At 57.5% G+C, this 25917-nt stretch carries 27 protein-coding genes; 15 read left to right on the top strand and 12 right to left on the bottom strand.

Annotation, left to right across the window (positions count from 1 at the left end; all coding sequences use genetic code 11):
• Window positions 1-88 precede the first annotated feature (88 nt).
• The 3 genes from proC to BFV97_RS10135 are packed head-to-tail and all read left to right on the top strand — an operon-like array spanning window position 89 to window position 2279.
• Complete coding sequence (gene proC, locus BFV97_RS10145; RefSeq protein WP_069300236.1) at window positions 89-910, top strand: pyrroline-5-carboxylate reductase; 822 nt, start codon at window positions 89-91, stop codon at window positions 908-910.
• On the top strand, window positions 907-1260 hold the full coding sequence (locus BFV97_RS10140) for a tRNA-binding protein (protein WP_069300235.1): 354 nt from the start codon (window positions 907-909) through the stop codon (window positions 1258-1260). The genes proC and BFV97_RS10140 overlap by 4 nt, the downstream gene beginning before the upstream one ends.
• 53 nt (window positions 1261-1313) lie before the next feature.
• Entirely contained in the window at window positions 1314-2279 is a 966-nt protein-coding gene (locus BFV97_RS10135) for a 2-hydroxyacid dehydrogenase (protein WP_069300234.1), read from the top strand.
• Window position 2280: 1 nt separating this feature from the next.
• Here the strand turns inward: BFV97_RS10135 and BFV97_RS10130 are convergent, their stop codons facing one another.
• The 3 genes from BFV97_RS10130 to BFV97_RS10120 all read right to left on the bottom strand — a co-directional run bounded on the left by BFV97_RS10130 (window position 2281) and on the right by BFV97_RS10120 (window position 4199).
• Window positions 2281-2970, bottom strand: coding sequence for an NAD-dependent deacylase (locus tag BFV97_RS10130; protein ID WP_069300233.1), 690 nt, complete (start codon window positions 2968-2970; stop codon window positions 2281-2283).
• Window positions 2971-3063: 93 nt separating this feature from the next.
• On the bottom strand, window positions 3064-3828 hold the full coding sequence (locus tag BFV97_RS10125; protein WP_069300232.1) for a Bax inhibitor-1/YccA family protein: 765 nt from the start codon (window positions 3826-3828) through the stop codon (window positions 3064-3066).
• Window positions 3829-3986: 158 nt separating this feature from the next.
• On the bottom strand, window positions 3987-4199 hold the full coding sequence (locus BFV97_RS10120; RefSeq protein WP_069300231.1) for a YjiS-like domain-containing protein: 213 nt from the start codon (window positions 4197-4199) through the stop codon (window positions 3987-3989).
• Window positions 4200-4324: 125 nt separating this feature from the next.
• On the opposite strand from BFV97_RS10120, the gene BFV97_RS10115 reads away from it, so the two are divergent.
• Entirely contained in the window at window positions 4325-5209 is an 885-nt protein-coding gene (locus tag BFV97_RS10115; RefSeq protein WP_108721669.1) for a LysR family transcriptional regulator, read from the top strand.
• 54 nt (window positions 5210-5263) lie between these two features.
• Here the strand turns inward: BFV97_RS10115 and BFV97_RS10110 are convergent, their stop codons facing one another.
• A complete protein-coding gene (locus BFV97_RS10110) occupies window positions 5264-6226 on the bottom strand; it encodes an NADPH:quinone oxidoreductase family protein (RefSeq protein ID WP_069300230.1) in 963 nt (320 codons plus the stop codon).
• Between the two features lie 364 nt (window positions 6227-6590).
• Between BFV97_RS10110 and BFV97_RS10105 the strand changes: the two genes are divergently transcribed.
• On the top strand, window positions 6591-6974 hold the full coding sequence (locus tag BFV97_RS10105) for a helix-turn-helix domain-containing protein (RefSeq protein WP_069300229.1): 384 nt from the start codon (window positions 6591-6593) through the stop codon (window positions 6972-6974).
• A gap of 80 nt (window positions 6975-7054) precedes the next feature.
• Window positions 7055-7876, top strand: a complete 822-nt coding sequence (locus BFV97_RS10100) for an inositol monophosphatase family protein (protein ID WP_069300228.1) — start codon at window positions 7055-7057, stop codon at window positions 7874-7876.
• A 21-nt stretch (window positions 7877-7897) separates the two neighbouring features.
• Here BFV97_RS10100 and BFV97_RS10095 read toward each other — a convergent pair whose 3' ends face one another.
• Both BFV97_RS10095 and mce read right to left on the bottom strand, forming a co-directional pair.
• Window positions 7898-8176 (bottom strand): DUF1467 family protein, encoded by a 279-nt coding sequence (locus BFV97_RS10095; protein ID WP_069300227.1) that lies wholly within the window; start codon window positions 8174-8176, stop codon window positions 7898-7900.
• A complete protein-coding gene (gene mce, locus BFV97_RS10090) occupies window positions 8177-8581 on the bottom strand; it encodes a methylmalonyl-CoA epimerase (RefSeq protein WP_069300226.1) in 405 nt (134 codons plus the stop codon).
• A gap of 181 nt (window positions 8582-8762) precedes the next feature.
• Between mce and BFV97_RS10085 the strand changes: the two genes are divergently transcribed.
• The 5 genes from BFV97_RS10085 (at window position 8763) to BFV97_RS10065 (ending at window position 15626) form a co-directional block, all read left to right on the top strand.
• Entirely contained in the window at window positions 8763-9557 is a 795-nt protein-coding gene (locus BFV97_RS10085; protein WP_069300225.1) for a response regulator, read from the top strand.
• 102 nt (window positions 9558-9659) lie between these two features.
• On the top strand, window positions 9660-10742 hold the full coding sequence (locus tag BFV97_RS10080) for a pyridoxal-phosphate dependent enzyme (protein ID WP_069300224.1): 1083 nt from the start codon (window positions 9660-9662) through the stop codon (window positions 10740-10742).
• Window positions 10735-11859 (top strand): M24 family metallopeptidase, encoded by a 1125-nt coding sequence (locus BFV97_RS10075; RefSeq protein WP_069300297.1) that lies wholly within the window; start codon window positions 10735-10737, stop codon window positions 11857-11859. Before BFV97_RS10080 ends, BFV97_RS10075 begins: the two co-directional genes overlap by 8 nt.
• Window positions 11860-11880: 21 nt before the next feature.
• Window positions 11881-12615 carry a maleate cis-trans isomerase family protein gene (locus BFV97_RS10070; protein ID WP_069300223.1) on the top strand — a complete coding sequence of 245 codons (735 nt, stop codon included), beginning with the start codon at window positions 11881-11883 and terminating at the stop codon, window positions 12613-12615.
• 98 nt (window positions 12616-12713) lie between these two features.
• Window positions 12714-15626 carry a valine--tRNA ligase gene (locus tag BFV97_RS10065; RefSeq protein WP_069300222.1) on the top strand — a complete coding sequence of 971 codons (2913 nt, stop codon included), beginning with the start codon at window positions 12714-12716 and terminating at the stop codon, window positions 15624-15626.
• A gap of 138 nt (window positions 15627-15764) precedes the next feature.
• Here BFV97_RS10065 and BFV97_RS18760 read toward each other — a convergent pair whose 3' ends face one another.
• Window positions 15765-15953, bottom strand: a complete 189-nt coding sequence (locus BFV97_RS18760; protein ID WP_157888308.1) for a hypothetical protein — start codon at window positions 15951-15953, stop codon at window positions 15765-15767.
• Window positions 15954-16204: 251 nt separating this feature from the next.
• On the opposite strand from BFV97_RS18760, the gene BFV97_RS10060 reads away from it, so the two are divergent.
• Window positions 16205-17314, top strand: a complete 1110-nt coding sequence (locus tag BFV97_RS10060) for a pyridoxal phosphate-dependent aminotransferase (RefSeq protein WP_069300221.1) — start codon at window positions 16205-16207, stop codon at window positions 17312-17314.
• On the opposite strand, the gene BFV97_RS10055 is transcribed toward BFV97_RS10060, so the two are convergent.
• On the bottom strand, window positions 17315-18094 hold the full coding sequence (locus BFV97_RS10055) for an adenosylcobinamide-GDP ribazoletransferase (protein ID WP_069300220.1): 780 nt from the start codon (window positions 18092-18094) through the stop codon (window positions 17315-17317).
• A gap of 111 nt (window positions 18095-18205) precedes the next feature.
• Between BFV97_RS10055 and cobT the strand changes: the two genes are divergently transcribed.
• Both cobT and BFV97_RS10045 read left to right on the top strand, forming a co-directional pair.
• Complete coding sequence (cobT, locus tag BFV97_RS10050; RefSeq protein WP_069300219.1) at window positions 18206-19225, top strand: nicotinate-nucleotide--dimethylbenzimidazole phosphoribosyltransferase; 1020 nt, start codon at window positions 18206-18208, stop codon at window positions 19223-19225.
• Between the two features lie 79 nt (window positions 19226-19304).
• Window positions 19305-21515: a response regulator gene (locus BFV97_RS10045; protein ID WP_069300218.1), complete on the top strand. Its 2211-nt coding sequence runs from the start codon at window positions 19305-19307 to the stop codon at window positions 21513-21515.
• A gap of 43 nt (window positions 21516-21558) precedes the next feature.
• On the opposite strand, the gene BFV97_RS10040 is transcribed toward BFV97_RS10045, so the two are convergent.
• From BFV97_RS10040 to BFV97_RS10025, 4 genes are all read right to left on the bottom strand, one after another.
• Window positions 21559-22797 (bottom strand): NAD(P)/FAD-dependent oxidoreductase, encoded by a 1239-nt coding sequence (locus BFV97_RS10040; protein WP_069300217.1) that lies wholly within the window; start codon window positions 22795-22797, stop codon window positions 21559-21561.
• A 300-nt stretch (window positions 22798-23097) separates the two neighbouring features.
• The gene (locus tag BFV97_RS10035) at window positions 23098-23436 is read right to left on the bottom strand and encodes a carboxymuconolactone decarboxylase family protein (protein ID WP_069300216.1); all 339 of its coding nucleotides are present in this window, start codon (window positions 23434-23436) and stop codon (window positions 23098-23100) included.
• 11 nt (window positions 23437-23447) lie between these two features.
• Window positions 23448-24206, bottom strand: a complete 759-nt coding sequence (locus BFV97_RS10030) for an amino acid ABC transporter permease (RefSeq protein WP_069300215.1) — start codon at window positions 24204-24206, stop codon at window positions 23448-23450.
• Window positions 24207-24215: 9 nt separating this feature from the next.
• A complete protein-coding gene (locus BFV97_RS10025; protein ID WP_069300214.1) occupies window positions 24216-24956 on the bottom strand; it encodes an amino acid ABC transporter ATP-binding protein in 741 nt (246 codons plus the stop codon).
• A 141-nt stretch (window positions 24957-25097) separates the two neighbouring features.
• Between BFV97_RS10025 and BFV97_RS10020 the strand changes: the two genes are divergently transcribed.
• Window positions 25098-25868 (top strand): transporter substrate-binding domain-containing protein, encoded by a 771-nt coding sequence (locus tag BFV97_RS10020; RefSeq protein ID WP_069300213.1) that lies wholly within the window; start codon window positions 25098-25100, stop codon window positions 25866-25868.
• Window positions 25869-25917 lie beyond the last annotated feature (49 nt).

The raw sequence follows: 25917 nt of genomic DNA, 5'->3' as shown, positions 1-25917 counted from the left end.
GACAGGGCCTGCGAGTCGGGCTTGATTTCCCTATGGTCATCCCCCAAGGTCCGCCCTGAATCGGCGGGACTTTGAGAGGGTTGGAAACGTGACTTTAGAACGTGTGAATACGGGCGGTCTTGTGCTGCTTGGCTGCGGTAAAATGGGCTCTGCCATGTTGCAGGGCTGGTTGTCCCAGGGGGTAAAACCGCCGTCTGTTACAATTCTTGATCCGTCCCCCTCTGACTGGGTGCAGGCGTTGCAGGCTGACGGTGTCGGCGTGAACGGTGATTTGCCCCCCGCACCCGCGGTTTGTATCGTGGCGGTCAAGCCGCAGATGATGGGCGATGCCTTGCCCCGTTTGCAGGCGATGGGCAATGGCAGCACTGTCTTCATCTCTGTGGCGGCTGGTACGCCGATTGCCGCGTTTGAGGCGGTTCTGGGGGATAAAACCCCGATTATCCGCGCGATGCCGAACACACCCGCAGCGGTGTCCAAGGGGATTACCGCCTTGATCGGAAACGCAAATATCTCTGAGGCGGATATGCAGATGGCAGAAAACCTGCTGCAAGCGGTGGGACAGACTGTCCGACTGGAGGACGAGGGCCAGATGGATGCGGTAACGGCTGTGTCCGGCTCCGGTCCGGCCTATGTGTTCCACCTGATAGAAACCCTTGCTGCGGCAGGCGAAGCCGAAGGGCTGAGTGGGGCGCTATCCCTGAAACTGGCGCGCGCCACAGTTGCCGGGGCCGGCGCACTGGCAGAACAAGCCGAGGAAGATCCCGCGCAATTGCGGCGCAATGTGACCTCGCCCGCGGGTACAACAGCCGCTGCACTGGAGGTGCTGATGGACGCGGAAACCGGCTTTCCGCCCCTGTTGCGCCGTGGCGTCAAAGCCGCAGCAGACCGCAGTCGGGAGCTGGCGAAATGAGCGATCAACGGGACGATAACATCAGTTTTGACGATTTCATAAAGGTAGACGTGCGTGTTGGTGTCATCACTCGCGCCGAACCCTTCCCCGAAGCCCGTAAACCGGCGCTCAAACTTTGGGTGGATTTCGGCGGAGAGCTGGGGGAGAAGAAATCTTCGGCACAGATCACCGCCCATTACACGCCGGAAACGTTGGTGGGGACGCAAGTCATGGCGGTCGTGAACTTCCCGCCGCGCCAGATCGGGCCGGTGATGTCCGAGGTTCTGGTGCTGGGCGTGCCGGATGCCAATGGAGAGGTCGTGTTGGTGCGGCCCGACCAGACTGTGCCTGCGGGCGGGCGGTTGCATTAGGTGTAACCTGCACTGCGACCTTGTTAATTTTGAGTATTTGAGGAACATTGAAGATGGCTGACTTGCCACAAGTATTCGTGACACGGCCTCTGCCGGAGAAGGTTCTGGAAGAAGCGGCGCGGCATTTTGAGTTGACGGTGCGCAAAGAGACGCTGCCGCTCGACAAGGGCGAGATGGCTGCGGTTTTGGGTGCCTATGACGGGGTTTTGCCGACGCTGGGCGATCCGCTTGGCGCGGATGTTCTGGGCCGCGGTGCAAGAGCGCGTGTTCTGGCAAATTTCGGTGTGGGGTATAACCATATCGATGTAACAGCGGCAGAGGCGGCGGGCATCGTTGTCTCCAACACGCCCGGAGCGGTGACGGATGCGACCGCAGATATTGCGGTTCTGCTGATGTTGATGACCGCACGGCGGGCGAGCGAGGCCGAGGCCGCTGTACGGGATGGTAGCTGGCAGGGCTGGCATCCGACCCAGTATCTTGGTCTGCATGTCAGTGGCAAAACCCTTGGGGTGATCGGCATGGGGCGGATCGGTAAGGCGATTGCAAAACGCTGCCACTACGGGTTTGGAATGGATGTGGTGTTTTACAACCGCTCGACCGTTGCGAATTGTGGTGTGCCTGCCCGTCAGCTTGGCTCTGTGGCCGAGGTGATGGCGGCGGCGGACGTGGTGTCGCTGTCTGTGCCGGGTGGCGCGACCAACCAGCATATGATCGGAGCAGAAGAACTGGCGGCGATGAAACCTCACGGTGTTCTGGTGAACACGGCGCGGGGCGATGTGGTGGACGAGGCAGCTTTGATCGCGGCGTTGGAATCGGGCAGCATCGGTGGCGCAGGTCTGGACGTTTATGAAAACGAGCCGCAGGTGCCAGAGGCGCTGCGCCGGTTGAAGAACGTGTCCTTGCTGCCCCATCTGGGCACGGCGGCGCTTGATGTGCGCACGGATATGGGGCTGATGGCGGTGGAAAACCTGCGGACGTTTTTCGCCGGTGAAGACATGCCCAACAGGGTGACGGCCTAGCCTAGCCGCGAAGTAGGCTGTCTACCCATTCCGGTACAATCTGGCTGGCAGGGCCGTTGCGGCTTTCGTCAAAGCTGGACGCGCCGAGCGAGGGTTCGAGGTTTAGTTCCAGCGTGCGCGCGCCTGCGGCGGCGGCCTCCTGAACGAAACCGGCAGCGGGATAGACATTGCCCGAGGTGCCGATAGACACGAACAGGTCTGCGCGATGCAGCCGGTCGTAAATATCTTCCATGAAATAAGGCATTTCCCCGAACCAGACCACATCCGGACGGGTGGCTGCTGTGTTGCAATCCGGGCAGGGGTCGTCGGGGTGCATCTTGGCCGGTGCGTTCCAGCTATGATCGCAAACAGCGCATTTCGCGCGGTTAAGGGCGCCGTGCATGTGCCAGACAGACCGACTGCCCGCCCGTTCGTGCAAATCGTCCACATTCTGCGTGACGATCAGCATGTCATTCCCGAGTGTGCCTTCCAGTCGCGCCAGCGCGTCATGCGCAGCGTTCGGGGCAGAGGTCAAACAGTTGGCGCGGCGGGCGTTGTAGAATTCATGTACCAGCGCTGGATCAGCCGCAAAGCCTTCGGGGGTGGCGACCTGTTCGATGGGGTATTTCTCCCACAGCCCACCTGCATCGCGAAATGTGCCAAGGCCGCTTTCGGCAGAAATTCCCGCACCTGTCAGAATGACCAGTTTCATGTTCGGCTCCTTCACATATTCAGCAATGGCTCATAAAAAAACCGGGGCCAGTGGCCCCGGCTGTTGTCCGGTTAGCAATCCTGTCGGCTGCGATTATTCGCGATTGCCAAACAGGGCGAGCAGCATCATGAACATGTTCAGGAAGTTCAGATACAGGCCCAATGCGCCCATGATCGCGGATTTACCAAGCCATTCGTTGTCGCCGTGGTGGGCGTGGGCAAGGTAGGTGTTCTTGATGTTCTGCGTGTCATAGGCTGTCAGACCCGCAAAGATCAGCACACCGATCGCGTTGATTGCGAACATAATGGCAGGGGATTGCAGGAAGATGTTCAGGATCATCGCAACGATAATGCCGATCAGACCCATGAACAGGAAGCTGCCCCAGCCGGAGATGTCTTTCTTCGTGGTGTAGCCCCAAAGCGACAGGGACGCAAAAGCGATGGCTGTCACAAAGAAGATCTGTGCGATGGAAAAGCCGGTGTAAACCGCGAAAATCCACGAAATCGACAGACCCATCAGGGCGGAAAAGCCCCAGAACACCAGTTGTGCGGTGCCCAGAGACATCTTGTTGATCATTGCGCCAAAGGCGAAGACCACGGCCAGCGGAGCGAACATAATGACGTATTTGATCGGGCTGCTGAACATGGCCTGAAGCATGGCGACAGGGAAGATCAGTGTTTCTTCGCCGTTCACGGCACGTGCAAAATCCGTGCCGACGAAATAGGCGACGATGCCGGTAATGAACATCGCGACACCCATCAGGGCGTAAACTTTGTTCATATGCGCGCGCAACCCTGCGTCAATCTGGGTTGCTTCGACACCCACACCTGCGCGGCGGACTGTCTCGTATTGTGCCATTTGGTTTTCTCCTCGAAAATCTGTTGAACGTCCCACCGAGAATTCCGGAAGGGTTACAGAGAATATCGGTGGGATGGACCAATAATTCAAGAGAAACCCGTTGAAAATTGTGCTGTTAGACCTAGAGCAGCACAATTTTCATCTTGGTTGCGCGGGGATCACCCTTTCCAGTGGCTTGGCGCGTCCCAGGGGCTACGGCGGGCCTCGGCTTCGACTTGGGTGCGGGTCAGGCCGATGTCGCGCAACTGGGCATCGGTCAGCCGCAGGAGGTGCAATCGCTGGCGGCGCAGGCGCAGGGCGTTTTTAATACGACGCAATAATCCGGTACGACGGGTGGCTGCGCGGGGCAGGGGGGTTACTGTGTAAGCCATTGAATTATCCTTTCGAGTTTCGGATATGAAATCCGGTTTTCATCAAACTTCTTGATAAGAATCTCGCATAGGGGTACCTATTTGAGAAACGAATGTTTGTGTCTGTTAACATCAAGGAATTTGATATGGTGCGAAATCTGGATCTGACCGCGTTGCGCAGCTTTGTTGCTGTGGCGGATACCGGCGGCGTCACGCGGGCGGCGGCGCAGTTGAACCTGACCCAGTCTGCGGTTTCTATGCAGTTGAAACGGCTGGAGGAATCCTTGGGGCAGAGCCTGCTTGACCGGGCCAATCGCAGCGTGACCCCCACCGCGCAGGGGGAGGTGTTGCTAAGCTACGGGCGGCGTCTGCTGGCGTTAAATGACGAAGCGTGGAACCGGATGACCGATCAGAAATTTGAGGGCGAAATCGTGTTCGGTGTGCCCCATGACATTGTCTATCCCCATATTCCCAAAGTGCTAAAGCGGTTTTCCACGGCCTATCCCAAGGTGAAGGTAAAAATGGTGTCCTGCTACACGTCCGAGTTGAAACGCCAGTTTGAGGCCGGAGAGTGTGATGTCATCCTCACAACAGAAACCGGCGGTGCAGAAGATTCGATCCGGCTCGCCAGTCTTGATCTCGTCTGGTACGGGGCGCCGGGGGGAACCACGTGGAAAGAACGGCCTTTGCGGATTGCGTTTGAATCCCAGTGTATCTTTCGCCCCATCGCGCTCAGAGCGCTGGATGAGGCGCAGATCCCTTGGGAAATGGTGGTGGAATCCATGTCCTCCATGACGGTGGAGGCATCGCTAAGTGCGGATCTGGCGGTGCAGGCGCGGTTGCAAGGGACAGCGCCCCCCTATCTGGAGGCGATCCCGCAGGGCGCATTGCCCGATTTGCCGGAGTTCCAGATCAACATGATGATTGCGCCGGCCAGCCGCAACGAGATGGCACCGCTGCTCGCAGAAGTGGTGCGGGAGGAATATTGTTGCAGCGTAGAACCGGCGCGACGGATCCGGGCTGCCGAATAACCCTGTCGTCCCTTTAGGGGAATAAGGGGGCGGATGTGGCGCCCCCTTTGCAATTCACGCGATGGTTATGACAACCTTGCCCGTCGCTTTGCGGGCGCGCAGCAGTTCCAGACCTTCATTGGCCTGTTCCATCGGCAAGGTGTGGCTGACGTGGGGTTTGATCTTGCCCGCCGCGTACCAGTCCAGCAGTTTTGCAAGACTGTCGTTCAGCACCGCAGGGTTGGTTTTGGAATATCCCCCCCAATAATAGCCGATTACCGTCAGGTTCTTCACCAAAAGGATGTTGGCGGGAATTTGCGGCACCTCGCCAGAGGCAAAGCCGAGCGGGATCAGGCGGCCTTCGGGATTGGTGGCGCGCAGGGCCTGATTGAACAGATCACCGCCCACCGGATCGTAGACCACATCGGCCCCGCCCAGCGCCTTGACCCTGTCACGCAGGTCGCCGTCATCGGAATCAATCAGGTGATCGGCACCGGCGGCTTTGGCAATGGCGAGCTTTTCTGCCCCCCGCGCCACCGCAATGACCTCGGCGCCCATCAGCTTGCCAAGTTCTACCGCCGTCAATCCAACACCACCCGATGCCCCAAGCACCAACAGTCTTTCGCCCGGTTGCATCCTTGCGCGGTGATCAAGCGCAAGATGCGCCGTGCCGTACCCCACGGGGAAGGCGGCCGCATCAACCATCGGCATGCTATCGGGCACCGGCAGACAAATATCCGCATCCACAGCCGCATATTCAGCAATGCCGCCATACCCGATGTAGGAAATGACCTTCTGCCCCACGGCGAGCCCGCTGACATCTGTGCCCACCGCTTCGATCGTGCCGGAAATCTCCATCCCCAGCGTGAACGGCAGGGGCGGTTTTTCCTGATAGGTGCCTTTGACCAGCAGCAGATCCCCGAAGTTCAACGCACAGGCGGCGACACGGATGAGCACCTGCCCGCTGGACGGTTCCGGCTTGTCGACCTCGCGCAGATCAAGCGGGTCTTGATGTTGGATGACTTGCATTGCACGCATTCGTGTGTTCCTCCTTAAATTCTGCTATGGTCTAAACGAAGTTCGCGCAGAGGTGAAACGGGGATTCTCTCCCGATAAATGCGCAATTGAGACTTTTAGTGAAAAAAATGGCGAAAAAGTTTTTGCATAATGCAAAAAAATCTGCTTTTTCGCGTTCAGATCCGCGAACATGTTAAACGATCACCTTTAGATTGTATGCATTTTGCGTTAGCACGTTAAAAGAAAGTTCGAGGGGGCGGATGTGGGATGAGTCGCCCAATAGCTAAAGATAATAAAATTTATTTTGAAAAACAGCAGAGTCCGTCGTCAATTTTTAGGATGGATAAAGCGGATATGTCATTAGACAGAACAGCGGAGATTTTGAATGAAACATCCAGTTGATATTCATGTAGGTAAACGGGTGCGGCACCGTCGGTGGATGTTGGGCGTGACCCAACAACAGCTCGGCACGAAGGTCGGGATCAAATTCCAGCAAATCCAGAAGTATGAAACCGGCATGAACCGGATCAGCGCCTCCCGGCTGTGGGACATTGCCGAAGCGCTGGAGGTTCCGGTCAGCTTTTTCTTTGAAGGGTTCGACAAATCCGACGACATCCTTGATGTGGAAATGCAGGCTGGCGGTGAAGCACAGCAAGGCGATCTGTTGTCGGATAAAGAGGCGCTTGAACTGGTACGTTCTTATTATGCGATCCCCGAGAACCAGCGGCGCAAACTCTTTGATCTGGCCAGGGTTCTCAGCGCAAGCTGAGACATCCGGCTGGATAACAGCTCTGTTTCACGCTAGATGCGCATTTGTCTAACCGAACGCACCAACAGACGAGCGCGCCTATGCCAAAGACAGCCCCTCTCACACACGCCTTACACGAAGAACTTGTTGCCGTTGCCCATCTGCTTGCAGATGCGGCGCGGCCGATTGCCTTGCAGTATTTTCGCGGCGCGGGGCAGGCTATCGAAAACAAACTGGCCAAAGACTTTGATCCGGTCACTGTGGCGGACCGTCTGATCGAACAAACCATGCGCGAACTTCTGGCGCAGCACCGGCCGCAGGACAGTATCCTCGGGGAAGAATTTGCCGCGTATACGGGCAGCAGCGGGCTGACCTGGGTGCTTGATCCCATTGACGGAACACGGGGGTTTATTTCCGGCACGCCCACTTGGGGGGTGTTGATTGCTGTTGGCCCCGAAGATGGTCCATTGATTGGCATCATCGACCAGCCCTTTACAGGTGAACGGTTTATCGGCACGCCCCATCTGGCAGAATGGCAGCACGCCACCGGAACGCGCCCTTTGCAGGTGCGGACCTCGGTGTCTCTGGAGGATGCGATCCTGTTCACCACCTTTCCCGAAGTCGGCACCAAAGACGAGCAGGCCGCGTTCAACCGTGTGCGCGACAAGGTGAAACTGGCCCGCTACGGGATGGATTGCTACGCCTACGCGCTGCTTGCGGCGGGGCAGATTGATCTGGTGGTTGAGGCGCAACTGAACGCCTATGATATTCAGGGTCCGCTGGCCGTGATCAAGGCCGCCGGTGGTGTGGTCACTGACTGGCAGGGCGGACCGGCCCATATGGGGGGGCAGGTCGTCGCCGCAGGGGGTCCCGCGCTGCACGCCGCCGCCCTGAAACTACTACAGTCCGGCAAGGCCACCTGACAGAGCGCGGATCGGCGGGCTTTAGTAATGTCCGCCTTTGATCCCGTCATAAAAATCAAACATCTCAAGCGAAATGACGCCCGACACGATGATCGCCATCACGCCAAGCCAGATCACCACAGATATGCCGGTCACAATCAACGCCCGTTTGCCAAGCTGCGGGTCCGCAGGGGCAGAGGGCGGGGTGCCTTTGACCACCGGACCGTCTTCCGTCTGACTCTTGAGCCGGATGGGAAGGACAATGAACAGGGTCATAAACCAGACCACTGCATAAAGAACGAGTGCTGCGCCGATTGTCATCTAGATTTGTTCCAGTTCAACAAGAGTTCCGGTGAAGTCTTTGGGGTGCAGGAAGAGAACCGGTTTGCCATGGGCGCCGATCTTTGGCTCGCCGCTGCCCAGAACCCGTGCTCCGCTGGCTTGCAGCCGGTCCCGCGCCGCAAGAATATCGTCCACTTCGTAGCAGATATGATGGATGCCGCCGGCAGGGTTCTTGTCAAGAAACCCCTGAATGGGAGAATTTTCGCCCAGCGGGTAGAGCAATTCAACCTTGGTGTTGGGCAGTTCGATAAATACAACCGTAACCCCGTGATCCGGTTCGTCCTGCGGCGCGCCCACATTCGCCCCGAGCGTATCGCGGTATTGCGCACAGGCTGCTTCCAGATCCGGCACGGCAATCGCCACGTGGTTCAAACGTCCAATCATCATAGTCTCCTCTATACCCGTTCGTCAGATATGGCGCGAAGGTCGGGTTTTGGCAACGCGACAAAGGGCGCATCCGCACGCGGTGCCGGCAGGTTTTACGAAAACCTTACATTTATTAGGAAACTGTTAGCACATTTGAGGTTCCATAGGGGGAGTTCCTTGCAACAATCCGGGGGCAGCCATGCCACATGATGTAGATCCCTTCACCGCCAATTTCGCCCGCAGCAGGCCCCTGATGGGGGTGACGATCCTTCTGGCCGAAGACAGCAGATTCTGTTCCGAAGCAGTGCGCCTGATGGCTTTGCGCAGCGGGGCGCGGTTGCGTCGCGCGGATTGCGTGAAATCCGCGTACAGCCACCTCAAACTGTATAAACCGGATCTGGTTATCGTGGATCTGGGTCTGCCGGATGGTTCGGGGCTGGACCTGATTCGCGACTTGTCCGCACAGAACCGGCCAGAGCAGATAATAATCGCTCTTAGCGGGGATGACAGCGACGGGATAGAGGCAAGCGTGATAGCGGCCGGGGCGCAGGGGTTCCTGACCAAACCGATCCGCAGTCTGGCGAATTTTCAGGACCGCATCGTGGCAGTGTTGGCAGCGCATCGAACCGGGCAGGCCTATCCCGTGCAACCGGCGGAGGGCGACACCGATGATGCTGTGGATCTGGACCGGCAGGCGCTGTTTGATGATCTGGACCGGCAGGCGCTGTTTGATGATCTGGACCGAATACGTAAAATTCTAGAGACAGCCTTGCCCGAAGGGGACCGCGCACAGTTGCGGTATTGTGCGCAATTCGTGGACAGCGTGGGCCAGACTGCCCGCGACCGCGAATTGACCCAACAGGCGCGGCGGTTCTTCAGGCGCATGGAAACCGGCGCGCCGGGACAGGAAAGCGGGCATCAGATGTTGCAGTTGCTGCGGCGTAAACTTTCTGAAAATGCGCCCCTGATCCAAAGCCGTGAACACGTGGCATAATCCCGTGTAGCGGGAGGAATCCATTCCCAACAGAAAGGAAAATGACGACGGAATGCCGCTTTAGGACTATCGGCCTTTCAGGTTTCGGCGCAGATTTGCGCCATGACATATCTCGCGAATCCCTGGCGGTCCAAGGGCCTGCCCCCGCAATCCGGTCTGGCGGAAGGCCAGATCACAATAGATGACCATCTTGTTCTCAAGCTGCTCAGCCAATGTCCGGCCCACGCCGAAACGCCATTGGTGAACGCGCAGGAACTGGCCAACAGGCTGGGTATCCAAAGCCTGTATATTAAGGATGAACGTCCGCGTATGGGGCTAGGCAGTTTCAAGGCGCTCGGGGCGGCGTTTGCGATCGCCAAAACCGCCTATGAAAAGGCCGGAGAGTCGGTTTTCGATCCCCAGCGGGCAAAAACAGCGCTGGACGGTCAGGTTTTTGTCACAGCAAGCGCCGGAAACCACGGCCTGTCGGTGGCTGCGGGTGCCCGGGTTTTCGGGGCGCGGGCGGTGATCTATCTGGCCCAAACCGTGCCATCCGGGTTCGCCCAGCGACTGCGCGACAAAGGGGCCGAGGTGGTGATCGAAGGGGAGGATTACGAGGCGAGCATGGCCGCCGCCGCCAAAGCCGCGCAGGACAACGGATGGCGGCTGTTGTCGGATAGCACATGGGCGGAGGACACCTCGGGCAAAGATGTGATGGAGGGGTATCTGGCGCTGAGCGCAGAGATGGTCGCGCAATACGAAGCAGCAAACGATGCACCACCCAGCCATGTTTATTTGCAAGCGGGCGTTGGCGGATTGGCAGCGGCCGTAGCTGCGTCCTTGCGGCATCACTGGGATGATTCCGTTCAGATCACTGTGGTCGAACCCACGGCTGCCCCCGCCTTGCAGGAAAGCATCCGTGCCGGAAAACCCGTAGCAACACAGGGGCCTGCCTCTAACATGGGGCGGCTTGATTGCAAGGAACCCTCACACCTCGCACTCAAGGCGCTGGCGCAGGATGCGGACGGGTTTGTGACGCTGGAAGACGATGATGTTGCAGAGAAAATACAGCAGCTGGAAGCTGTCGGCCTGCACACATCGCCCTCGGGCGGTGCAGGTTTCGCAGGCGTTGTGACGGATGCGACGCAGCTTGGCGCACAGGCGCGGGTGCTGGTGATCCTGTCGGAAGATGCGGCGGATGACTGACTTTCCCGCTGCCGAATTTGAGGCCCGTCTTGCACCGGCCCAGATCCTTATGGCAGCGGCAGACTTTGACGCGATCCTGTTAACCACAGAGCCCGAGGTTCGTTACTTCACCGGATTCCGCAGCCTGTTCTGGCAAAGCCCGACCCGCCCGTGGTTTGTCATCCTGCCCCAGTCCGGCGCGCCCGTTGCCATCATTCCTGCCATCGGTGCTGACCTGATGGGGCGCACATGGGTCAAGGATATTCGCAGTTGGCCCAGCCCGCGCGGATTTGACGAAGGCATCAGCCTGCTGGTTGATGCGCTTTCCCCATACCGCAGAATCGGCCTGCCGATGGGTGAGGAATCCAGTCTGCGGATGCCCTTAACCGATTTCCAAATGCTCAAAACCTCCCTGAAAGCAGAATTTGCCGATTGCACCCCGCTGATAAAATCCCTGCGGATGGTAAAATCGGATGCGGAAATCGCGATTTTGAAAGACATCTGCCAGATTGGTTCCCGCGCCTTCGCCCGCGTACCGGAATTTGCGCAATCAGGCACAGCCCTGTCCGAAGTTTTTCGCCGCTTTCGCATCGCCCTGCTGGAAGAAGGCGCGGAAGAAACGCCCTATCTGGTGGGCGGCGCAGGGCCGGGCGGCTACACGGATGTGATCTCGCCACCCGATGAAACCCCACTGGCGCAAGGGGATGTTCTGATGCTCGACACAGGGGCCAGCCTGAAGGGGTACTTCTGCGACTTCGACCGCAACTTTGCCATCGGAACCGCCAATGCCGCAGCCCGCGCGGCCCATGCACGTCTTTGGGATGCCACCGAAGCTGCATTTGATATGGCGCAGGCAGGAAAAACGATGGCTGATCTCTTCGCGGCGATGCAGGGCGTGCTAAGCGGCGGATCCGATGTAGGGCGGTTCGGCCATGGGCTCGGGATGCAATTGACGGAATGGCCTTCTATTGCGGCCCATGACCATACGGAATTGCAGGCGGGGATGGTTTTGACGCTGGAACCCTCGCTAATGCTGGATGAAACCCGTATGATGGTTGCCGAAGAAAACATCCTGATCACCAATTCCGCACCCGTGCTGCTGACGCAGCGCGCACCGCGTGCGCTGCCGGTGATCTGATACAGCAGAGTAGGGACACCGATGGCGCAGCAGTTTGAAACGGATCAGGGATACGGGGATAATGCGGCGCTGGGCCTGATTGTCCTGTCCACCGATGAAACGATGGAGCCGGAGCTGTCAGGCGTTTTCGGACCCGCAAAAGTGCCGGTTTATCACAGCCGTTTGCCCAGTCAGGCGGATGTGACCCCCGAAACACTGGCGCAAATGGAGGCGGACCTGCCGGCAAGCGCGGCGCTTCTGCCACAGGGTGTGTCCTTCGGGGCGATCGGCTACGGCTGTACCTCGGGCGCGACGATTATCGGAGAGGACCGAGTCGCCGCCTGTGTTCACACAGCCCATGCAGGTGTTCCTGTGACAAATCCGATGAGCGCGGTCATGGCCGCCTGCCGTGCGCTCGGCGCAAAAAAGATCGGGTTCCTGACACCCTATGTGGCAGATGTATCGGCGGCGATGCGCAAGTTGTTGGAAGATAACGGTTTTGCCATCACTGGTTTTGCCAGCTTTGAAGAGGGGCGCGAAAAAGTCGTGGCGCGGATCGCGGAATCCTCGGTTCTGAAAGCGGTTGAGCAACTGGGTCAGGGCGATTGCGATCTGGTCTTTGCCTCTTGCACCAATCTGCGTGCGTTCAACATTATCGAACAGGCCGAGGCGCGGATCGGAAAGCCGGTGATTTCCAGCAACTCTGCGCTGGCGTGGCATCTGGCCCATCTGGCAGGGCGCAGGGTGCCGGGACCGGGGCGGTTGTTCCGGCTCTGACCCCAGCGATTACAGGCGCAAACAGCACTTTCTTGGGGTTTTCCTTTGGCCAAGGGCTGGTTAGAAGGTGGCGATGACTTTTAGGCGGGACTGAACCTATGGCGATGGAAAAGAATTTTGATGCGGCCAAATCCGAGGCGGCAATTTTCGAGAAATGGGAAAAGGCAGGGGCCTTCCGCGCGGGAGCCAATAAATCCCGCGACGAAGCCTTCACTATCATGATTCCACCGCCCAATGTGACGGGCGCCCTGCACGTGGGCCATGCGTTCAACAACACTTTGCAGGATATTCTGGTCCGTTGGCACCGCATGCGCGGGTTCGATACGCTCTGGCAGCCCGGACAGGACCACGCGGGGATCGCCACCCAGTTGCAGGTTGAAAAACAGCTTGCCGCCGAAGGCGGGCCGACCCGCGCCGAAATGGGCCGCGATGCGTTTTTGCAGCGTGTGCATGCATGGAAGGACGAAAAAGGCGGCACCATTATTTCCCAGCTGAAACGCCTTGGCGCCTCGGCAGATTGGGAACGCAACGCCTTTACGATGGATAAGAATTTCCATGATGCGGTGCTGAAAGTCTTCGTCGATCTTTACAACAAGGGCCTGATTTATCGCGGCAAACGGCTGGTGAACTGGGACCCCCATTTTGAAACTGCCATTTCCGATCTGGAAGTCGAGAATATCGAAATCGACGGCCATATGTGGCACTTCAAATACCCGCTGGCGGGCGGCGAAACCTATGAATACGTTGAAAAAGACGAAGACGGAAACGTCACCCTGCGGGAAACGCGGGACTATATTTCTATTGCGACCACGCGGCCTGAAACCATGCTGGGGGACGGTGCGGTTGCGGTGCACACCAAAGACGAACGCTACGCGCCGATCGTTGGCAAGCTGTGCGAAATTCCGGTTGGCCCGAAAGAGCACCGCCGCCTGATCCCGATCGTCACTGACGATTACCCCGATCCGGAATTCGGCTCTGGCGCGGTGAAAATCACCGGGGCCCATGACGCGAACGATTATGGCGTGGCCAAGCGCAACAATATTCCGCTTTACCGTTTGATGGACACCAAGGCGCGGATGCGGGACGACGGTATGCCCTACGCCGAGGCAGCAGAACGTGCCGGCGAACTTGCCAAAGGCGCGGAATTCACCGAGGCGGATGTGGAGCAGATCAATCTGGTGCCCGACGCCTATCGCGGGATGGACCGGTTCGCGGCGCGCAAGGCGGTGATCGCGGATATTGATGCCGAAGGTCTGATGATCGAAGTGGAAGACAAGAAGATCATGCAGCCGTTCTGTGACCGCTCCAAAGTGGTTATGGAACCGATGCTGACCGACCAGTGGTATGTGGACGCGGCCAAACTGGCCGTTCCGGCACTGGAAAAGGTGAAGGACGGAACTGTCCGCATCCTGCCGGAGCGAGACAAGAAGGTGTATTATCACTGGATGGAAAACATCGAACCGTGGTGTATTTCCCGCCAGTTGTGGTGGGGTCATCAGATCCCCGTCTGGTACGGACCGCGGATGGAAAACGGCCAGATCATTCCGGAGGCGCCTTGGAAGGAATTCTGTGCGGCCAATGAATCCGATCTGACCAACCAGACGATGGAATACTACGGCGGCACGGTTCTGCTGGTGGATGAAGAACCCGAAAACGTCACCCCTGGCGGGCCTCTGGGCCTGACCGGAGCGGTGCCGGTCTGGCGCGATCCGGACGTGCTCGATACGTGGTTTTCCTCCGGTCTCTGGCCAATCGGGACGCTCGGCTGGCCCAATGACACCGAGGAACTGAAGCGGTATTTCCCGACATCAACGTTGATCACCGGCTTTGACATCCTGTTTTTCTGGGTGGCGCGGATGATGATGATGCAGCTTGAGGTGGTGAAGGAAATTCCATTTGATACCATATACTTGCACGCGCTTGTGCGGGACGAGAAGGGCGTGAAAATGTCCAAAACGCTCGGCAATGTGGTGGACCCTCTGGATCTGATCGACGAATTCGGTGCCGACGCGCTGCGCTTTACCATGACCTCAATGGCCGCTTTGGGCGGGACGTTGAAACTGTCGGTGGACCGTGTGAAAGGCAACCGGAACTTTGGGACCAAACTGTGGAACGCGGCCCGTTTTGCAGAATTCAACGAAGCCACGCCACAGCCGGATTTCGACCCCGCCAAGGTCGAGCAAACGCTGAACAAATGGATTGTGGGCGAAACGGCCAAAGTGCGCGAAGTGGTTGATACTGCGCTGGAACAATACCGGTTTAACGACGCGGCCAACGGGCTTTACGCCTTTGTCTGGGGCAAGGTTTGTGATTGGTATGTGGAATTGTCCAAGCCGCTTTTGCAGGGCGATGACGAGGCTGCCAAGGCGGAAACCAAGGCGACCCTTTCATGGACGCTGGATCAATGTCTGATCCTGTTGCACCCGATTATGCCATTCATCACCGAGCAGCTTTGGGGCGATATTGCCGAGCGGCAGAAAATGTTGATCCATGCTGACTGGCCGACCTATGGCGCGGAACTGGTCGACGCAGCGGCGGATCGGGAAATGAATTGGGTGATCGGTCTGATCGAACAGGTGCGTTCGGTGCGATCCGAAATGCGGGTCAATGCCGGTGCGAAAATTCCGATGGTGCAACTGGCACTGGATGATGCGGGTAAGGCGGCGCTCGACCGGAACCTGCCGATGATCATGCGTCTGGCGCGGATTTCCGAACTGACCTCGGCTGATGAAGCACCCAAGGGTGCGGTGACATTGCCGGTAGAGGGCGGGTCTTTCTGCCTGCCACTGGCCGATGTCATTGACATCGAAGAAGAAAAAGCCCGTCTGCAAAAGGCAATCGACAAGCTCGGCAAGGAAATCGGTGGGTTAAAAGGCAAGCTGGCAAACGAAAAATTCGTGGCCAATGCGCCCGAAGCTGTAGTGGCCGAGAACCGCGACCGTCTGGAGGCCGCAGGTGTTGAACAGGACACTCTGCAAGCGGCCTTTGATCGGGTTGCCGCGCTCGGCTAATCGGTTTCGCCAAAAAATACCCCGGCTCATAGGCCGGGGTCAGTCAGGGCAGCGCGGCGAAAAACGCCTGCGGGTTGCGTCTGTGAGGCAGAAACATGCAACCAAAGCCCAAAGGGTAAGAGCAGCTACCCAATTCTGTTAACGGGCGGTGCCTAGGCTCGGCATCAGGGTTCCTGTTGCCGGATCATGCCAGAAGGTCAGGAACGGTCTGTCGTTCTCTACTGGCGCAGCATGGGTCAAATTCAGCTTTCGCAAATCCAGTACAGGCCGTACCCGTTTTGCGGTATTTATTCGGTTTGTGAAATCTTTCAAACGTATCGGTTTCATATCCAGCCACCCAATTTGTCGGTTTCAACACTATATCAGGTAGGCTGCTTGCGCGGATCGTCAAGAACAGGTGTTGGTCACAGCTGCGAGAGTTGGATTTGACCTCTCGCCCGCAGGCGGCTGCAATGTTGGAAAATTGCAGCTTAAACCGGCCGAAGTTACCTGCGTTGCAACGGCTTGGGCTTGTGGGCATCCCGGTGATAGTGTTGAACAGCAGCAGACAAAATTAAGCTCTGAATGAGGAGACAGCCATGAACGGCCCGATGTACACGAAACTCGTAGAGACCCTGCCATCGGCGGTGCCGTTCGTCGGACCCGAGACGCAAGAACGGGCCCGCGGGCGCAGTTTTGCGGCACGCTTGGGCGCGAATGAGAATGTCTTCGGGCCGAGCCCTCACGCCATCGCTGCCATGACCAAAGCCGCCGGTGAGGTCTGGCAATACGGCGACGCCGAGAGCTATGATCTGAAACAGGCGCTGGGCAGGCTGCACGCTATTGAGCCGGAAAACATCATCGTCGGGGAAGGGATCGACGGGCTGCTCGGCTATATCGCGCGGATGTTTGTGGAGCCGGGGGTGAAAGTTGTGACCTCTGAAGGGGCCTATCCCACATTCAACTATCACGTTGCTGGATTTGGCGGGGAACTGGTCACGGTGCCCTTCAAAGGCGATTACGAAGACCCCGTAGCATTAATGGAAACGGCGGCAGAGGTCGGCGCGCGGCTGGTCTATTTGTCCAATCCCGATAACCCGATGGGCACCGTCCATAGTGCCGAAGTTATTCAGGCTGCGATTGATGCGGTGCCGGAAAACTGCTTGTTCATTCTGGATGAAGCCTATATCGAATTTGCCCCGGACGGCCATGCGCCTGCCCTTAATACCGAGGACCGCCGCGTTATCCGGATGCGAACCTTTTCAAAGGCTTACGGCATGGCAGGCGCGCGGATCGGCTATGGCATCGGGCAGGCGGATCTGATCACCAGCTTTAATAAAATCCGCAACCATTTCGGGCTTAGCCGGATCAGTCAGGCCGGTGCGCTTGCCGCCGTTCAGGACCAGCGGTATTTGCAACAAACCGTGAATAGCGTAGCGCAGGGGCGCAAGCGGATCGAAGGAATCGCGGCAGAGCAGGGGCTGTCTGTGGTGCCCTCCGCCACCAACTTTGTCGCGATTGATTGCGGGCAGGATGCGGCCTATGCCAAGGCGGTTCTGGATCAGCTTGTCGCGCGGGATATTTTCGTGCGGATGCCGTTTGTGGCACCACAAAACCGCTGTATCCGCCTGTCGGTTGGCACCAGTTCGGACCTGTCGCTGTTTGAATTGCAGTTCCCGCTCGCTTTGGAAGCGGCCAGCGGCGATTAACTATAAAATCGCGCTTAAAAAAGCCAGCGCGGCGATCTCTGCGATTTGCTGGCACCCGCCCAGCACGTCGCCGCTATATCCCCCGATCCGCCGCCACGCGAGCCAGCAGAGCGGCAGACAGGACAGGACCGCCACCAGCATCAGCGGTATCGCCATCAAGCCAAGACACAGTACCGTGACAAGCAGCGCCAGCGCGGTGGCGATAAGAGCGGTCGGCGCGGTAATCATCCCGACTCTGGCCGCAAAACCGTCCGGCCGTGCCAGCGGCATGGCATACATAACCAGAACCATCGGCAGCCGGCTGACTGCGCCCGCCGCACTAAAAGCAGCCAGCCAGTTTCCTTCGATAACAATGCCATAGCCGGACCATCGCGCCAGCAAAACCACGATCAGCGCCGCCGCGCCAAAGGCTCCGATCCGGCTGTCTTTCATAATATCCAACCGGCGGGCAGGGGTCGCACCGCCGCCAAAACCGTCGGCGCAATCGGCAATACCGTCTTCGTGCAAAGCCCCCGTCATCAGCATAAGCGCACCCAGCCCACAGGCCGCAGCGATGCCCGTTGGAACCCCGATCCAATACAAGGCGATGGCGATTGCCCCTGCTATCAACCCCAGCACCGCCCCGACAAAAGGATAGGCCCAAGCCGCCTGACCCGCCCGCTCTCCGGCGCGAACGTGGTTAACGGGCAGGGGGATGCGGGTCAGAAGGGTAAAAGCGGCGGCAATGTCTACCGGGTCGAGATCGGGTTTCGCAAACCCTGTGCTGCGTATGTCGTTCATAGGGAATATGCCTTCGCGAATCCGGTGTTACAGCGCGGAATTTATGGGTAAACACAGCGCCAGACAACAAAGCTTCCGCCACGAACGGGCGTATTCGGGGACAACAGACCTATGACACAACCTTTTTCCAGCCTTGCAGAGTTTCAGGCCCTTCTGGAGCAGGCCGGCGGGCCGGATGGTTCCGCGATTGAAGCGGCGCAGGATCGCGATAGTCATTTAACCAAACCACCGGGGGCCTTGGGGCGGCTTGAGGATCTGGCAATCTGGTATGCGGGCTGGCGCGGGGATGCAGCGCCCCGGATTGAAAACCCGCAAGTGGTTGTATTTGCCGGAAATCACGGGGTTGCGGCTCGGGGTGTTTCCGCGTTTCCCGCTGAGGTGACAGCCCAGATGGTGCTGAATTTTCAACACGGTGGCGCCGCGATTAACCAGCTTTGCGCCTCGGTCGGGGCCAGTCTTGACGTGATCGCGCTTGATCTTGACACGCCGACTGCGGATTTCAGCGCCGGACCCGCCATGAGCGAGGCAGAAACCGTCTCGGCGCTGGCGACGGGCTGGAAGGCGGTCGATCCTGCAGCGGATTTGTTTGTCGCTGGTGAAATGGGCATCGGAAACACCACCTCCGGCGCGGCGATTTGCACTGCACTGTTTGGTGGCAGCGCTGCGGATTGGGTCGGTCGCGGCACGGGTGTGGATGACGCGGGTTTGACGCTCAAGGCGCAGGTGGTGGTTGAAGGTCTGGCCGCCAATCCACAGGCAAAGGGCAACGGTCTGGAGGCGCTGCGCTGTCTGGGCGGACGGGAGCTGGCGGCGATGGCAGGGGCGATTGCCGCCGCGCGTTTCCATAAAATACCCGTAATAATCGACGGATTTATCTGCACAGCCGCTGCTGCCTGTCTGGAAACCGCTTGCAAAGGCGCGTTGGATCACGCTGTCGCGGGCCACCAGTCCCGCGAAGCAGGCCACGTACAGGTGTTGCAGGAAATTGGTAAAGAACCATTACTTTCCTTAGGGTTACGGCTGGGCGAAGGGTCGGGCGCTGCACTGGCAATCGGTGTGCTGAAGGCGGCGCTCGACTGTCACTCCGGCATGGCAACCTTTGCACAGGCGGGTGTCGCTGACGGAGGATAATCTCCGGGTGGTAGAGGAAATATTAAGGAATCAAGGCTAGCGTCTCCCTATTCCAGTCAGGGACGGGCGGACCAAGGCTTTGAAACCAGATACAATCGCGCAAGAAGAAAACCGGATACCGACCGATCTGGAGAGGTTCGAAGAAGCCTCTTCAGAGGCAGGTCTCATGCGCCGTTATGTACGCGGGCGCATCGCGGCTCTTCCGATCCGTCTGATACTGGCGGTGGTTGGCTGTACGCTGATTTCGGCTTTGATTTCACCGTATTATGCGTTGCTTGTGGCTGTGGTGGTGTTCCCGCTGGAGATGCTCGAATACATGATCCTCGCGCGGGTCCGGCAGAGAGAGGATTTCGTCGGCTTCGGGGTAAGCTGCCGTGTCACGCTGGTCAGCTTGTTGCAGGTTTCAGGGCTTGGTGCGGGTATGGTGATGGCGGGCACCTATTCCGAAAGCTTGCGAATGTTCAGTTGGGCGTATTTGTTTGGCGCCATTATGAATTCGCTTCTCATGGCGCGGTTCCATCCGCCTTCGCACAAGGTCAGGCTTTATGTTTTGGGATTGGCAGGGGCGATTATTCTGGCCCACGCTTTTCTGGATCACTCGGCCAAGGTTGAGGCGATTGCCTCTGAAATGGCGGCTGTGGCCTCGATGATCCTGATTGTCGCTTACCTTTTTTCCCATCTGGCACATAGGGGAGACCGCAACCGCGCGGCCGAACGGGCACTCATTTTGAAATCGGAAGAGGCTGGTCGTCTCGCCTTGGTGGCCGAACACGCATCCGACAGCATCGTATTGATGAACCCGAACCGCGAAGTAACCTGGGTCAATTCACGCTTTACCGCCTTAACCGGCTACACCGGCAAAGAGGTCATAGGCCGCAATATAGGTGAGCTGCTGAACCATCCAAAAACCGATTTGGGCGTCGTCAATGAGATGGTACAAAAAGTATCAAGCGGGACACCTGCAACCGCACGCATCCGAAACCGGACCAAAACCGGTCGGGCGTTCTGGATGGAAACCCACCAAACTCCGTTTTTTCACGATGATGGGACAATCGCGGGTTATATCGCGGTGGAACGGGATGTGACCGATACTGTCCGTCAGGAGAGAGACTTGCGTGACGCGCTGGCAAAGGCAGAGAAAGCCGCTGCCGCCAAAACCGAATTTCTCTCCCGCATGAGTCATGAATTGCGCACACCGGCCAACGGTTTATGCGGGGGGGTGGAACTGTTGAAAGACACGCAGTTGCAGGCGGATCAGGTGGATGCGTTCAGCATTCTTGACAGTTCAACCAAGAGGCTCGCTGGTCTCGTCGACAACATTACGATCGTCGCAGATATGGAGGCCGGAAAGCTGAAGCCTACGCCGCGCCCCTTCATGATAGATGCGGTGCTGGAACAGGTGACAGATGCCTATCGACAGGAGATTGACGAAAAGGCTCTTGATTTAGGGGTTGAGATCGCTCCCGCGGCGCGCCAACCCCTTACTGCCGACCCCGATATTCTGCAACGGATACTTTGCCGCTTGATCTGTAACTGCGTAAAATTCACCAATAAGGGTGGCATATATATTACCGTGGCGGTGGATAAGGCCGCCGCTCTGATAGTGACAATTAAAGACACTGGCGTCGGGATCGAACCGGCTAATCTAACGCGGATATTCGATTCTTTTGAACAGCAGGACAGTGCCATGACCCGACCCTTTGACGGTGCCGGTTTAGGATTGTCGAGCGCTCGTGACCTTGCGCGGCTGATCGGCGCGGATATTCGGATTAAATCCGCGCCGGACGCGGGCTGTACAGTCACACTCTCTCTGCCGTTGGAGCCGGCGGCGAAAGGTATTGATGGCACGGCTGAAACAACTCCGCACGCCGGACAAAAGGAAACTGGCCGGAAAAGACTGCTTGTTGCGGAGGATAACAGCACCAACCGGCTTTTGATAAAGACCATGTTGAAGAATGCCGGACATGCGCTGGAATTTGCAGATGACGGTGTTCAAGCAGTCGAACGATATTCCCGCAATCGTTATGATTGCATCCTGATGGATATTAGCATGCCGAACAAAAACGGTCTGGATGCCACCCGCGATATCCGCGCTATTGAAAGTGACAAAGGGCTGCGGCGTTGTCCGATTGTCGCCGTGACGGCGAATACCTCTGGCGAAGACCGGCGCAGGTGTGCGGCGGCGGGAATGGACGGGTTTCTCGCCAAGCCGCTCACTAAAGAGCGTTTACTCGATACGATCGGCCACATCGGGATGGATGCAACTGACAAGCCTGTGATTACGCATTGAATCAAGGACTGAAAGACAGAAACCGATCATTAGACGTCCCAGGTCATCGGTATCTTGTAGGAGAAAAAGGAGACAGATCCATATTCGGTGTTCTGCCACTGATCAGGTCAGCAATGATCCGGCCGGTTTTAGGACCGGCGGTCAACCCGACGTGTTGATGACCCAAAGCAGCATAGGTCGTATTGCTATCGTCACAGGCGCCGATTAGGGGCAGGCTATCGGGCGTTGACGGGCGATGGCCCATCCATTCATCCATTCTATCGTAGGACAGGTCCGGAAAGATTTCACCAATATGGCGTTTCAGCAAATTGAAGGGCGCGGCAGAAGGGGCTTTGGTTGATCCGCCAAATTCGACAACGCCCGCGCAACGGATCCGATCGGTCATTGGAGTAATGACAAATTTACCGGCAGCCACCATCATCGGTGCTATGGGCATGTGGGACGGGTTGACCAGTTCGATATGATACCCGCGTTCGCTTTCAAGCGGAATCTCCAGACCCATTTTCCGCCCAAGCGGTTTTGACCATGCCCCGAGCGCCAAAACCGCATGATCGCCGCGCAGTTCCCCCGCATCAGTGACAAAGCCACGAAGACCGGAGCCATCGCGGATCACATCCGTCACAGTCGCAATTACCAGCCTGCCGCCTTCTTCTTTGAAATGGCGGGCCAAAGCCTGAACATACGCGCCCGGATCGCTGATCCGCCCGTGATTTTTACACCGCACCACTATGCCAAAACGCTCTGCGTAAAGCGGGTCGTAGGTGGCAAATTGCGCACCGCTTTGCACCTCAAAAATGACGCCGTTGTCCTGCCTGATTTTCCAACCATAAGCGTCCGCTTCAAAACTCTCTCTGGTGGGGTAGCCAAAGCAAAAGTCTTCGTCGGTTATAAATTCTTCCGCCCCTGTTCCCGCAGCCAGCGCCCGGTGTTGGTCCACACTATCATGCAATAAACCGGCCATTGTGGTGGCAAAGCCGGTCACATGCGCATCGGTGGCATGGCGCAGAAATTTCCAGAGAAACGGCAGCATTTTAGGAAGGTAGGACCATCTGAGAAACAGCGGGCTGTTTTTGTTCATCACCATGGCGGGTGCCTTGCGCCACAGGTCCGGCGTTGTCACAGGGACGATGGCACCAGAGGCCAACACTCCCGCGTTGCCATAAGACGTGCCCGCGGCCGGACCTTCTCGATCGACGATGGTGACGGTATGCCCCGCCCGTTGCAGCCAGATCGCCGTCGAAATGCCAACTATGCCTGCGCCGGCAACTATTATTTCAGCCATGATGCCTCGCCAATTTAATTGAGTGCAGGATTATCGAAGCTTGCGCGGTTTGCAAAATGAAACTGTGATCGTCCTGAACTTTATTGCGCGATACCTGCAGAAACGTCTTGCTGAACACCACGGATTTCTGTTTGAAAATGAAGAACGGCATTGGAATCATTGCGGAATATTTTCCATCACCCTGCAAATATGAAGCGTCTTATATGAAGCTTCATAGCAGCAGGGTGATCAGCGCACCCGATGTGCCTAGGTGTTCACAGTTCAACAATCTTGCGGACACGGGCTTAATCCCGTTTCGTGTCACTCGCGTGAGAAGGTGTCGAAGGCTTTCAGGGCTTTTGCAGAATAGGCATAGGACGGCCCGCCCCCCATGTATGTCGCCATTGCCAAGGCTTCGCAAAGTTCCTCCCGCGTTAGGCCCAGCCGGATGAGTGACTTCACATGGAATCCGATGCAACTGTCACAGCGGGTGGCAATCGCAATGCCCAACGCCATAATTTCTTTGGTTTTTTCTGGAAGCGCCCCGGATTTTTTCGCCGCAGCGCCCATCCGGTTGAAACCGGCAACGGTCTCGGGGATCTCTTGCGCGAGCGCCCCTATATCGGCTTGCGCCCCTTGCATAAAATTTTCCCAATCCATCGTCTCTCTCCTTAATTGCGTTCGTCTGCGCCCATGCGTCGCTCCAGCCAGCGCACGCCGGCGCTGATGATCAGCACCAGAACCAGATATTCCAGAATGAGGAACGTGTAGAGTTCCAGCGGCCGGTATTCGCTAACCACCAGCTCGTTCGCGCGTCGGGTCAGTTCCTGCATGCCGATGACACTGGCGAAGGCGGACATTTTCACGATGTAAATGAACTGGTTGGCCAGCGGTGGCAGAATGCGCCGGATCGCTTGGGGCAGGATCACGTAACGCATGGTCTGCGCATAGCTCAGCCCGATTGTTCGGGCGGCCTCGGTCTGGCCACGGGCGATGGACTGGATGCCGGAGCGGTAAATCTCGGCTGTGAAAGCGCTGTCCGACAGGGCGAGCGTGATAACCGCGCCCCAGAACGGATCAATCGGGATGTCTAACCCCATAGATTTGAAGATGATCGGCAACCCGTAAAACACCCAGAACAGCATGGGCAACAGCGGGATCGAGCGGACAAATTCCACGTAAATCCGGTTAATAATGCGAAGCCAGCGCCGGTGGGACAGAGCCGGTAAAGCCACCAACAGCCCAAGCGCGATAGAGAAACCGGCAGCAATCAGAGAAACCAGAATGGTGTTACCCATCCCGTTGATCAGGAACTTGATGTTGATCCAGCCGTTTTTTGTTGTCGGATCGATGACATACCAGCCCCATATGTCCGATGAGGCACAGCTCGAAAGAAAGAGGAGCGTCAAAAGCGCTAAGAGAATTTTCACAGATATGCCCTAATGCTGCAGGATTTGGGAAAGAAATTTTTGACAACGCGCCGATTTCGCAGCGGTGAAAAAAGGTTCGGGCGGTCCGGACTCTACAATTTCGCCGCCGTCCATAAAAATCATCTGGTCGGCAACCTTGCGGGCAAATCCCATTTCATGGGTGACAACGATCATCGTCATTCCGTCCCGCGCCAGCGACACCATCACATCCAACACTTCCGAGATCATCTCGGGGTCCAGTGCCGAAGTGGGTTCGTCAAACAGCATGACTTTTGGCTCCATCGTCAGACTGCGGGCGATGGCGACCCGTTGTTGTTGCCCGCCGGACAGTTGCGCAGGACGTTTTCCGGCCTGTTCGGGGATGCGCACCCGTTCCAGATAGTGCATCGCCCGGTCGGTGGCGTCCGCGCGGGACAGGCCGCGGGCTTTCATCGGGCCGAGGATCAGATTGTCGAGCACGCTGAGGTGGGGGAACAGATTGAACTGCTGGAACACCATCCCCACTTCAGAGCGGATGGTGGCGATGGCGGCTTTGTCATTGGTTAATTCAACCCCGTCCACGCGGATTACGCCGCTTTGATGCTCTTCCAGCCGGTTGATACAGCGCACAACGGTAGATTTGCCAGAGCCGGAGGGCCCGCAGATCACCACCCGTTCGCCGGCTTTGACAGTCAGATTGATATTCTTGAGCACATGAAAATCATCGAACCATTTGTTCACGTCGATCATTTCGATCTTTTTGTCAGTCATTGTGCCTCGTCATTCCCTGAAAGGGGGCTACTTCCCCGAGGGGACGAATTCGCTTGAGTTTAACGGGGGTTTATTCCCTTATTCAACGATGAAACGCAGCCCGTCACGAAATGGTGCGGGAATGATATAAGGATATGCTGGATGACATTTTGGAAAGTCGGGATCACTGCCGCTTTGGTCAGCCTCGGGGCGGCATTCGGGGCTTCGGCGCAATCTGCGTTGAACGAAATTCTCGATAGTGGCACGTTGAAGGTCGGCACGACGGGGGACTGGAACCCGATGACGCTGAAGGATCCGGCCACCAATAGCTACAAGGGCTACGACATTGATATTATGACCGAACTGGCCAACGATCTGGGGGTCGAAGTTGAATTTGTACCCACTGACTGGAAAACGCTGGTGAATGGCGTGGTTGCGGGCAAATATCACCTGACCGGATCGGCGTCTATCTCCGCAGCGCGTATGAAGGTTGCCGGTTTTTCCGACAGCTATATCGCGGTTGAAATCATGCCCTTTACCACGAAGGACAAGGCAGAGCGGTTCGACGGCACGGACAGCATTAACAAGGCAGAGGTGAAGGTCGCAACGACGCTTGGCACCTCCTTTGAAAAAATGGTGCGCGACTGGTACCCGAACGCGGATATCAAAGTGGTCGAGGCTCCGGCGCGGGGCTATCAAGAGGTTATCGCAGGGCGCGCGGATGTGTTTATCACCTCCAACATCGAAGGCTCTACGCTGGAGGCCAAATTTCCAGTCACGCGGGTGAAGAATGTGACCTCCCCGTCGAGCACGCCAATTGCAATGATCATGCCGCAAGGGGATCAAATCTGGATCAATTATGTGAATAACTGGATCGAACTGAAAAAAGGCGAAGGCTTTTTTGAGGCGACGCGGGAAAAATGGGGGCTATAACCGCACCCGGAAAATCTCACGAGAGGGCTGCCTGCGGGCGGCCCTTTTT

Source organism: Neptunicoccus sediminis (genome assembly GCF_001719615.1).
Taxonomy (GTDB): Bacteria; Pseudomonadota; Alphaproteobacteria; order Rhodobacterales; family Rhodobacteraceae; genus Amylibacter; species Amylibacter sediminis.
This window is presented reverse-complemented; position numbering and strand designations above follow the sequence as displayed.